At 71.8% G+C, this 10,223-nt stretch carries 6 protein-coding genes; 2 read left to right on the plus strand and 4 right to left on the minus strand.

Features of this window, described 5'->3' with window-relative positions; all coding sequences use genetic code 11:
- Nucleotides 1–200: 200 nt before the first annotated feature.
- From VF584_04555 to VF584_04570, 4 genes are all read right to left on the minus strand, one after another.
- Nucleotides 201–878, minus strand: a complete 678-nt coding sequence (locus VF584_04555; protein HEX8209440.1) for a hypothetical protein — start codon at nt 876–878, stop codon at nt 201–203.
- Between the two features lie 186 nt (nt 879–1,064).
- On the minus strand, nt 1,065–1,475 hold the full coding sequence (locus VF584_04560; protein ID HEX8209441.1) for an AraC family ligand binding domain-containing protein: 411 nt from the start codon (nt 1,473–1,475) through the stop codon (nt 1,065–1,067).
- A 175-nt stretch (nt 1,476–1,650) separates the two neighbouring features.
- Nucleotides 1,651–2,319, minus strand: coding sequence for a transglycosylase SLT domain-containing protein (locus VF584_04565; protein HEX8209442.1), 669 nt, complete (start codon nt 2,317–2,319; stop codon nt 1,651–1,653).
- 321 nt (nt 2,320–2,640) lie between these two features.
- Complete coding sequence (locus VF584_04570) at nt 2,641–5,940, minus strand: hypothetical protein (GenBank protein ID HEX8209443.1); 3,300 nt, start codon at nt 5,938–5,940, stop codon at nt 2,641–2,643.
- Nucleotides 5,941–6,100: 160 nt separating this feature from the next.
- On the opposite strand from VF584_04570, the gene VF584_04575 reads away from it, so the two are divergent.
- Both VF584_04575 and VF584_04580 read left to right on the plus strand, forming a co-directional pair.
- Nucleotides 6,101–8,776, plus strand: a complete 2,676-nt coding sequence (locus VF584_04575) for a histidine kinase N-terminal 7TM domain-containing protein (GenBank protein ID HEX8209444.1) — start codon at nt 6,101–6,103, stop codon at nt 8,774–8,776.
- Between the two features lie 485 nt (nt 8,777–9,261).
- Nucleotides 9,262–10,223, plus strand: a 962-nt coding sequence (locus tag VF584_04580; protein ID HEX8209445.1) for a L,D-transpeptidase, incomplete at its 3' end; no start/stop codon positions are given.

Below are 10,223 nucleotides of genomic sequence, written 5' to 3' on the forward strand. Positions count from 1 at the left end.
TTCGTCGGCTCGACGGGTTCGCTACCCCGCTTCTTTCAGCGCTCCCCTCACGGTCGGCGCCTTGCGGCTCGCTTCGGTCCCTACGACCAAGTTCCGGGAGGACTCTCACCTCCGGACCACTGTTCATGCTGGGCACACACGCGGAAAAGGGCGCACCCTCGCCGGGTGCGCCCCCTGTCCGTATCCGGCCGTGGAGCCGCCTAGTTGATGAAGCGCACCAGGTCGATCCGCCCCTGCGCCACCATCTGGCCCTCGAGCGTCACGCTCTGCCCGCTGCGCAACGCGCGGAAGCGCTGGGCGTCCTGCGCGCTGGCGCCGTAGGGGAGCGCCACCTGCGCCGCGCCGTTCTGGGTGCGCAGCTCGAACGATCCGCGCTGCGTGTCGATGTACCCCACCGTGCCCGCGAAGCGCTGGACGTTGTTGCTGCCGTACGTCCCGCCCCCCGTGCCGCCGTTGTAGACGCCGCCCTGCTGCTGCGTGTTCTGCCCGGTGCGGTCCTGTACGCTCTGCTGCACCTGGATGTAGTTGGTGTAGGCGTTGCCGCGCTGGTCCTGCTGCACCTGGAACGCCACCACGTCGCCGCGCTCCAGCGCCGTCACGGCGTACTCGCGCTGCTGGTAGACGACGCGGGTGTTCTGGTCGAAGTACACGTTCCCGGTCTGCCCGCTCTGCGTGCGGATCTGCATCATCCCCTGGCGAGCGTCGATTCCCTGGATCTCGCCGACCACCTGGCCGCCCTGTCCCTGCCCTTGCCCCTGTCCCTGGGGCCCCATCACGCCTCCCAGGATCTCGCCGAGCGCCCCTGCCTGCGCGCACCCCGTGGCGGAGAGCATCGCGGCGAGCGCCACCAACCGCAGCCCGAGTATTCTGGCCTTCATGGCTCGATCTCCTTCCTGGTTTCCGTCGTCGTCACCCCGTTGAGCGGTCCACACAGGGCAAGGGCGGTGCCACGTGCTCCGTAGGTGCAAGCAGTGCAACCACTTGCCACACCCGTCCCCCCTGTGGGACGCCTGCGCCCCCGGGGTGCCCTCACGTGGTGGCGCAGGAGCGATCCCGCGCCGACATCACGGGTTGGCGCCCGAGCCGGTGCGCGACTCGCCGGGGCGGAAGTCGTCGTTCTGGGCGGAGACGGTGATGAGGATGAGCGAGTCCTGCGCGGCGCGGATGTCGTGGGCGTCGCCGGGCGCGGTGAAGATGAGCTGCCCCTGCCGCAGCTCCTGCTCGCCCCCCTCGGCGCGCACCTGGAGCGAGCCCTCCAGCACCTGGATGCTCATCGCGGAATCCGCGTTGGCGGTCTCGGCGGACTGCCCCGCGGCCAGCGCGGTGAGGATGACGCGGAAGCGCCCATTCTTGACGAGCGCGTGGCCCAGCTTGCCGCTCTGCTGGTACATGGGATCCTGCCGGAGCCGCGCGGCCTCCGCGGCCAGGTCGTAGCTGAGCGTGGGCCCCGCCAGGGGGCGGTTGATCGAGGACATTGCTCGTCGGTCTCCGTCTGCGGTGTGTGCGCCGGGGCGGCTCGCCGCCAGGCCCGGGGAGGGTTGCAAAGTCGGGACCGTGAGTGCCCCCGTTCACGGCTGGGGAGGAGGCACGACGGCCCGCCATGACACTGTCGCGGCGGGCCGTCTTTCCCTGTCCCCTGTCTCCTGCCCCCTACTGCTGCACCACCCCCGCGCCGCGGTACCGGTCGGCCCCCCGCCCCAGCACCTTGCCCGAGTACCCGTTCTCCGGGTCGCGCCCGCGCCGAAGGTCGCGGTCCACCCTGTTCTCGCCGCGGTTGTACGCGAGGAGGGCCAGGCGGACGTCGCCGTCGTAGTGGCGCAGGAGGGTGCGCAGGTAGCGGAAGCCGACGCGCAGGTTGGCCTCGGGATCCAGCAGGCGCGCGCGGTCGGCCATGCGGCGGTCGATGGAGCGCGCGGTGCCCGGCATCAGCTGCGTGAGCCCCATGGCGCCGGCGTAGCTGCGGGCGCGCGGGTTGAAGTTGCTCTCCACGCGCACCAGCCGGAACGCCAGCTCGGGGTCGATCCCCTCGGTGCGGGCCGCATCGTGGATGGAGCTCGCCAGCTCGTGCGAGATGCGGTAGCGCGTGGCGTACGAGAAGGGATTCGCGTTCAGCTCGCGAAAGCGGCGCGCCTCGGCGCGGAGGCGCTCCCAGAACCCGGGCTCCGGAATGGCTTCGCCGGTGCGGGCGGGCGGTGCGGGCTGCTGCGCGGCGGCGGGTGCGGCGCAGAGGCAGAGCGCCAGCAGCGCGCAGAACACGGACGTGCTTCGTCCGCTCGGGGCAAAGGGTGCCGGCCACGCGCCGGCAGTGGTGGCGTGCAATTCATCCTCCTGGTTCCTGTCCAACCGCGGACCCCCGCGACGGCGCCCATGATGGCCCCGATGCAGCCGCAAGTCAAGCGCAAGAACTGCCACATGAGCTTGATGCAGGCGCCGATCAGGCATACTTTCCACTCAGATCATCCCCAAACGGGCTTCGGCTCTTGGGTCCCCCGGGGCTACGGCTCCGGGGGTTTTTTTGCGCCTGCCCCACATCCTTCGCCGAGGGCGAACACAAATACACGCAACCGCCCCCTCCCCCAGGTTGTTTTGTGGGGGAGGGGGCAGCGAGGAACGAGCGGGGGAGAGGGCCTGCGATCTCTGCTACCTCTCCTCCCCTTCCTCCCCCTCGCCTTCCTCTTCCTCCCCCGCCCGTCCCGCGTCCGCCGCAGGAGCGCGCGGCGCGGGTGGGTTGGACGGCACCGGGGCCAGCCGGCGCCCGCGGAGGAGCGTGTTGAGGCGCGGCAGATCGGTGGCCAGCAGCCGGTCCAGCGCGCCGAGCTGGACATCGAGGCGGCGGGAAAGCTCCTCGAACACCGTCATCGTGGGGCGCGTGGGGCGAGCTTCGGCGCTCTCGATGACGCCCAGCAGCGCCGCCATCTGGTTGTTCAGGCGGATCGGGTAGTTGAGCGGGTCCTGGTTGCTCTGCAGCCGCGTCTGGTAGAGCGCGTTCTCGATGACGGAGAGGCGCGCCTTGAGCGAGTCGGCGGCGGAGCGGATCGCCGGGTCCTGCGTGCGCGTGAGCCGCTGGTCGATCCGCTGGCGGATGCCGCGGATGCGGATCACGGCGCGGTTGGCGTCGCTGGTGCGGTCGCGCACGCGCAGGGCGAGCGCGGACTGCGCCTCCAGGTCCGCCTGCGTGACGCCCGTGAGGCGCGGGTCGATGCGCACGTTGAACTCCTCCGCGCCCACCGCGCGCCCGTCCACCGTCAGCCGCACGCGGTAGCGCCCCGGCGGCACGCGCGGGCCGTTGGTGCCGGCGGCCCACAGGATCATCCCCGGAAAGTCGGTCGCGCCGGGGTGGCGCAGGTCCCACACGAAGCGGTTCATCCCCGCCCGCGCGGGCGCCTTGGGATCGGTGCGGCGGCGGGGGGAGTCCTCGTCCTCGTCCTCGCCGCCGGCGGGGGAGCCGCTGCCGCCGGCGCCGCGCACCGTGTCCGCCGGGGTGCCGCTGAAGGAGCGGATGACGGTGCCGCGCGCGTCCATGAAGTCGAGCGTCACCCGGCGCGGATTGCGGGGGAGCGAGTAGAAGACGCTCACGCCGGGGTCCGCGGCGCGCACCACGTCGTCCGGGCGGAAGAGGTGCGCGGCGCGGTTGGAGGTGGCGGTGAGCTGCCGCAGCGGGCTGATTTCGTCCAGCACGTAAAAGGAGCGGCCGTGCGTGGCGGCCACCAGGTCGTTGCCGTGCACCACCAGGTCGCTCACCTGCACGTCCGGCAACCCCAGGCGGAGGGAGCTCCACTGCGCGCCCTGGTTCCACGAGACGTACGGCCCGTGCTCCGTCCCCGCGTAGAGGAGCCCCGCGCGCGTCGGGTCCTCGCGCACGGCGCGCACGAAGTGGCCGGCGGCGATGCCGCGCGTGATCTGCGTCCAGTTGCGCCCGCCGTCATCCGTGCGAAAGGCGTACGGCGCGGGGTCGTCCATCTGGTAGCGGTTGGCGGCCACGTAGGCGCGCATGGGGTCGTGCGGCGACGCCTCGATCAGCGAGATGCGCGCGAACTCGGGGAGCCCCCGCGGCGTCACGTTCTGCCACGAGCGTCCGCCGTCGCGCGTCACGCTCACCACGCCGTCGTCCGATCCCGCCCAGATCGTCATGGAATCGCGCGGCGAGGGGGCGACGGTGAAGATGGTGCCGTACGTCTCCACCCCCGTCTGGTCCAGCGTGATGGGGCCGCCGCTGGGCCCCAGCGTCTTGGGATCGCCGCGGGTGAGGTCGGGGGAGATGCGCGTCCAGCTCTCCCCCTCGTCGGTGGAGCGCCACAGGTGCTGCGACGCGGCGAAGAGCACGTTGGGGTTGCGCGGCGCAAGGACGATGGGGAACGTCCACTGGAAGCGCTCCCGGATGTCCGACGCCGAGTAGCCCATCGGGTTCTCGGGCCAGATCTGGATGTTGCGCCGCTGCCCCGTGCGGCGGTCGAAGCGCGTCATCAGCCCGCCGTAGCTGCCCGCGTAGAACACGTCCGTCTGGTCCGGCCGCGGGGCGATGTAGCCGCTCTCGCCGCCGCCCACGGCGTACCACTCGCGCCCGCTGCCGTTGCTGGGCACGCACGCGGTGGAGTTGTCCTGCTGCGCGCCGCAGACGTGGTAGGGGAAGTGGCCCGTGGTGACGACGTGGTACATCTGCGCGGTCGGGTAGTCCTGCTCCGTCCAGCTCTCGCCGCCGTTCACCGAAACGTTGCCGCCGCCGTCGTTCGCCTGCACCATGCGCTGCGGGTTCTGCGGATCGATCCACAGGTCGTGGTTGTCGCTGTGCGGCGTGCGGATCGCCTTGTAGGTCTTCCCCCCGTCGGTCGACTTCCAGAACGCCACGTTCAGCACGTACACGGTGGCCGTGTCGCGCGGGTCGGCGTAGATGCGCGAGTAGTAGAAGGCGCGCTGCCGCAGCTTGCGCTCGTCGTTGATGCGCGTCCAGGTGGCGCCCGCGTCGTCCGAGCGGAAGACGCCCCCCTCCGCCGCCTCCACGATGGCCCACAGCCGGTTGGGGTTTGCGGCGGAGACGGTGACGCCGATCTTCCCCAGGATCCCGCGCGGCAGCCCCGGGTTGCGGGTCAGCTCCGTCCACGTCGTCCCGCCGTCCGTCGAGCGAAAGAGACCGCTCCCCGGCCCGCCGCTGGAGAGCGCCCACGGCGTGCGCCCCACCTCCCAGGTGGAGGCGTAGAGCGTGTCCGGCCGGCCGGGGGTGAGGATCAGGTCCACCGCGCCCGCGTTCTCGCTGCGGAAGAGCGTCTTCTGCCAAGTCTTCCCGCCGTCGCGCGTGCGAAAGACGCCGCGCTCCTGGTTGGAACCGAACGCGTGGCCCAGCGCGGCCACGTACGCGCGGTCGCAGTCGGTGGGGTGCACGCGCACGCGGCCGATCATCTGGGCGTCGCGCAGCCCCACGTGCGCCCACGTCTTGCCGCCGTCGGCCGAGCGGTACACGCCGTCGCCGGGCATGATGTTGCCGCGGAGCTGCACCTCGCCCATGCCGGCGTACACCACGTCCGGGTTGGCCTCGCACACGCCGATGGCGCCCACCGAGGAGCTGCTGAAGGCGCGGTCGGACATGGGGCGCCAGGTGGTGCCGCCGTCCGTCGTCTTCCAGATGCCGCCGCCGGTGGCGCCGAACCAGTACTCCAGCGGCCGGCGCGTGCTCCCCGCCACGGCGATCGACCTGCCGCCGCGGTTGGGGCCGATGTTGCGCCAGCGGAAGCCGGCCAGCGTGGCGCTGTCCGGCGAGGGCGCGGGCGCGGGCCTTACCTGCGCGGCGGCGGGCGCGGCCAGTAGCAGGCCGAGGATCGCCGCGGCGGCGCGGCGGCGGTTGGTGATGCGCATGGAGCCGGGGGTGCCGGGGTGGATCGCACGAACACGGGTGTCCGGCACGATGGCGGCCCGCCCCGCCGCGCGCAAGGCGGCCTCCTTGCGCAAACCTTACATCCAGAGCACCTTCCACCACCCCCCACCACATCACACAGAGACACAGAGGAAAGAACAAGAACGGAAAAGAACTCCGTGCCGTTCCTCTGTGCCCTTTCTTTGCCCCTCCGCGGCTCTGTGTGAAACTGCCGTTCCCATCCGTGTTCCAGAAATGACCTGGCAGCAGACTCCCGAGTTCGTCCCCCTGATGGTCTCCGCGGCGCTGTGCGCGGGGCTCGGCGTGTTCGCGTGGGCGCACCGGCGCGTGCCGGCGGCGGTGGGGTTCGTGGTGCTGATGGCCTCGTGCGCCTGGTGGTCGTTCTTTTACGGCCTGTACCGCGCCGCGACGACGCTGGAGGCGAAGCTCTTTCTGGCCGAGGCCACGCAGGCGGGCGCCATCGTGGTGCCGCTGGCTTGGATGATCTTCACCCTCCAGTACACCCGCCACGAGCGCTGGCTGACGCCGGGCAGGATCGCGCTCGTCTCCGCCATCCCGCTGCTCACGCTGGCGATGGCGCTCACCAATCCGCTCCACTTCCAGTTCTGGGCGCGCTTCACCCTGGTCCCGCGCCGCGGCTACATCCAGATCGACTCGCGCGAGGGGTGGGGGTTCTGGCTGCACGTGGGGTACTCGTGGGCGCTCCTTTCGGCGTGCGTGGCGCTCCTCTCGCTGCGCGCCATCCGCTCGGTGAGGATCTACCGGAGGCAGGCCGTCGCCATCGGCGTGGCGGCGCTGGTGCCGTGGGTGGGGAACGTGCTGCACGTGGGCAAGGTGGTGAGGTTTCCCGCCAACCCCATGCCCTTCCTCTTCACGCTCACGGGGCTCGTCTTCTTCTGGGCCATCTTCCGCCTGCGCCTGCTGGACGTGATGCCGGTGGCGCGCGAGACGCTGGTGGAGGAGCTGCCGGACGGCGTGATGGTGCTGGACGACGAGGACCGCGTGCTGGACCTGAACCCCGCCGCCCGCGCCCTGCTGCGGGTGGAGGGCGACCGGTGGCTGGGCCGCCGCGCCTGCGAGCTCGTCCCCGCGCTGGGGCCGCTGCTGGACCAGGCGCGCGCCGGCGCGGAGCCGCGAGTGCGCGCACGGCTGGAGCTGGACGATGCGGGACGCGCCGTGGACGCCCGCGTCACCCGCGTCCACGACGACCGCGGCGCACCGGCCGGGCGGCTGGTGGTGCTGCGCGACCTCAGCGAGCGCGAGGGTGCGCTCACCCTGCAGCGCGCCTACCTGGACCAGCTCTTTGAAGCATCCCCCGAAGCCATCGCCCTCCTGGACGCCGGCGACCGCGTGCTGGACGTCAACGGCGAATTCACCCGCATGTTCGGCTACACGGCGAAGGAGGCGGCGGGTCGCCCGATCAACGACCTGATCGTCCCCCCCGGCCTGCGCGAGCAGGGCGCCGAGATGACGTCGCAGGTGATGATGGGGCAGCGCGTGGGGGTGGAGACGGTGCGCGCCCGCCGCGACGGCAGTCCGCTGGACGTGTACGTGACCGGGAGCCCCGTCTTCGTGGACGGGAAGCAGGTGGCGATCTGGGGGATCTATCGCGACATCTCGCGCCGCAAGGCGGGCGAGCGGGTGCGCGCGGAGCTGCTGGAGCGCGAGCGCGAGGCCCGCGCCGCCGCCGAAGCCGCCGGACGCCGCGCCGCCTTTCTGGCCGACGTGGGAACGCTGCTCAGCGCCTCGTTCGACTACGGCAGCTCGTACCGCGAGCTGGCGCGACTGGCCGTCCCCGAGCTGGCGGACTACTGCCTGATCGACGTGGTGCAGCCGGATGGGGGAACGCGGCGCGTGGCGGTGGCGCACCACGACCCGAAAAAGGAAGCATCCCTCATCCACGACGCCGTCAACCCGCCCGACGGCGACCTGGACCGCCGCCCCGTGCTGCGCGTGGTGAGGACGGGCGAGCCGCTCCTCGTTCCCAACTTCACGCCGGAGATGCAGGAGCGGCTCTCCCACGACGAGCGCCACCGCGAGAGCTTCAGCCGCAACGGGCTGAAGTCCTTCATCATCGTCCCGCTGACGGCGCGGGGGCGCACGCGCGGCTCCATCACCCTGGCGATGAGCGACAGCGGCCGCCACTACGGCCCGGCGGACCTGGCGGTGGCGCAGGATATGGCGCGGCGCGCGGCGCTGGCCATCGACAACGCGCGCCTCTACCGCGAGGCGCAGGAGGCGGTGCGCGCGCGCGACTCGGTGCTGGGGGTCGTCTCGCACGACCTGCGCAACCCGCTCACCGCCGTCCTCCTGAACGCCGACGCCATCCTCAGCGACGACACCCTCCCCCTTCCGCCGTGGGCGCGCGACGGCGTGCGCATGATCGTGCGCAGCGCCGAGGCGATGGAGCACCTGATCCGCGACCTGATGGACGTGGCGCGCATCGAGAGCGGGCAGCTGCGCGTGGCCCCGCAGCCGCACGACCCGGGGCGCCTGGTGCTGGACGCGGCCGAGCTCTTCACCCCGCTGGCCGAGGAGCGCGGCATCCACCTGGTCGCCGTCCCCCCGGACCGCGCCCCCCTGGTCCGCGCCGACCGCGAGCGCGCCCTGCAGGTCTTCAGCAACCTGGTGGGGAACGCCCTCAAGTTCACCCCGTCCGACGGCGTCATCACCCTGGGCGCCGCCCTGGACGACGGCGCCGTGCGCTTCTGGGTGCGCGACACGGGCGCGGGAATCCCCGAGTCCGACTTCCCGCGCCTCTTCGACACTTTCTGGCAGGGCCACGCCCGCCGCGACGGCGCCGGCCTGGGCCTCCCCATCGCCCGCGGCATCGTGGAGGCCCACGGCGGCCGCGTCTGGGTGGAGAGCGAGGTGGGGGTCGGCACCACGTTTCACTTCACGCTGGGGTGAGGGGAAAGTGCGTGAGTGCGTTGGTTTTTGTCATCCTGAGGGAGACGCCCCACGAATGCGTCCATCGCACGCCGTACTCCTGCGGCGACCGAACGGATCTAGCCGGCGAGGCAAGAGGACGGCGTGACGTGCGGACCCCTCGGAACGCGCAGTAGATCCTTCGCTCCGCGCCCGCCATCGCAGAAAAGGAAAGAACAGAGAAGCGCGTCGCTCAGGATGACAGAGGGAAAGCCGTCGGGTGGTTGCCTGCTGCCCCATTCCCCATTTCCCCATTCCCCATTCCCCATTCCCCATTTCCCATTTCCCATTTCCCATTTCCCCATTCCCCAAAACCCGTCCCACTGGACCAACCCCCGCCCCGCTCCTATCTTCCTTACCATCACGGCCGTCCCACCCCGCCCCGGCATCCCTCCCGGCGGAATTCTTGCATCCGCCGTAAACCGCTACAGCGCCACCCTTTCCCGCAGCTCCTGCGCGGTACCCCGATGTCCAGCAAGCTCGTGCGCGCCCTCGCCATCATCGCCGTCCTGGCGGTCTCGGCCGCCGTCGTCCTCCGCGCCACCGGCGGGGCGGAGGTGGTGCAGACCGCCCTGCAGACCGTTCCCGGCAGCGCGGGCGCGGCCTTCACCGACGTCCCCGACTCGGTGGTGGTGCCGCCCAAGCCCAAGCGCCAGATCGTGGAGGGCGTGGAAGTGGTGGTCAACATCCCCAGCGGCCGCCTGGAGCTGCTCCAGGGCGACTCGCTGGTGAAGAGCTACCCCGTGTCGGTGGGCTCCGCGCGCTATTCCACCCCCGTGGGCGACTACCTGCTCGCCACGGTGATCTGGAACCCGTGGTGGAACCCGCCGCCGGGGAGCGCGTGGGCCGCCAAGCGCCGCCGCACCCCGCCGGGGCCGGGCAACCCCATGGGCCGCGTCAAGCTGCACATGGACGAGCTGATCTACATCCACGGCACCACCAGCGAGGGCCGGCTGGGCGCCCCGGCGTCGCACGGCTGCATCCGCATGTCCAACAGCGACGTGATCGACCTGGCGCGCCGCCTCAAGCGCATCGCCGATCCGGCCATCAGCGATGCCGAGCTCGACCGCCTGGCGCGCAACGACCGCAAGACGCGCGAGACGGTGCTGGCGCGCTCCGTACGCATGCGCGTGACGTACCGCGTGGCCCGCGTGCGCGGCGAGAAGCTGCACGTGTACCCCGACGTCTACGGCCGCGCCGGCGACTTCGCCTCCGCCGTCCGCGCCGAGCTCGCCCGCGCCGGCGCCGACCCCTCCGAAGTCGACGCCGTCGCCATGCGCTACCTCCGCGACCGCGCCTACTCCCGCGGCGGCGCCTCCTTCGCCCTGGCCGACCTCTCCACCCTGCGCCCCCCGGTCCCCAAGCTCCAGCTCGCCGAGATCGCGCCGGTCGTCGCCCCCGTCGCCGAGGCCCCGCGCCCGGACAGCAT

The sequence above is a fragment of the Longimicrobium sp. genome, from assembly GCA_036389135.1.
Classification (GTDB): Bacteria; Gemmatimonadota; Gemmatimonadetes; order Longimicrobiales; family Longimicrobiaceae; genus Longimicrobium.

Bases quoted from the DNA above. Each gene is read 5' to 3' on its own strand.
- VF584_04575 (HEX8209444.1), top strand. From the start codon at position 6,101: ATGACCTGGCAGCAGACTCCCGAGTTCGTCCCCCTGATGGTCTCCGCG.
- VF584_04555 (HEX8209440.1), bottom strand. From the start codon at position 878: ATGAAGGCCAGAATACTCGGGCTGCGGTTGGTGGCGCTCGCCGCGATG.
- VF584_04560 (HEX8209441.1), bottom strand. From the start codon at position 1,475: ATGTCCTCGATCAACCGCCCCCTGGCGGGGCCCACGCTCAGCTACGAC.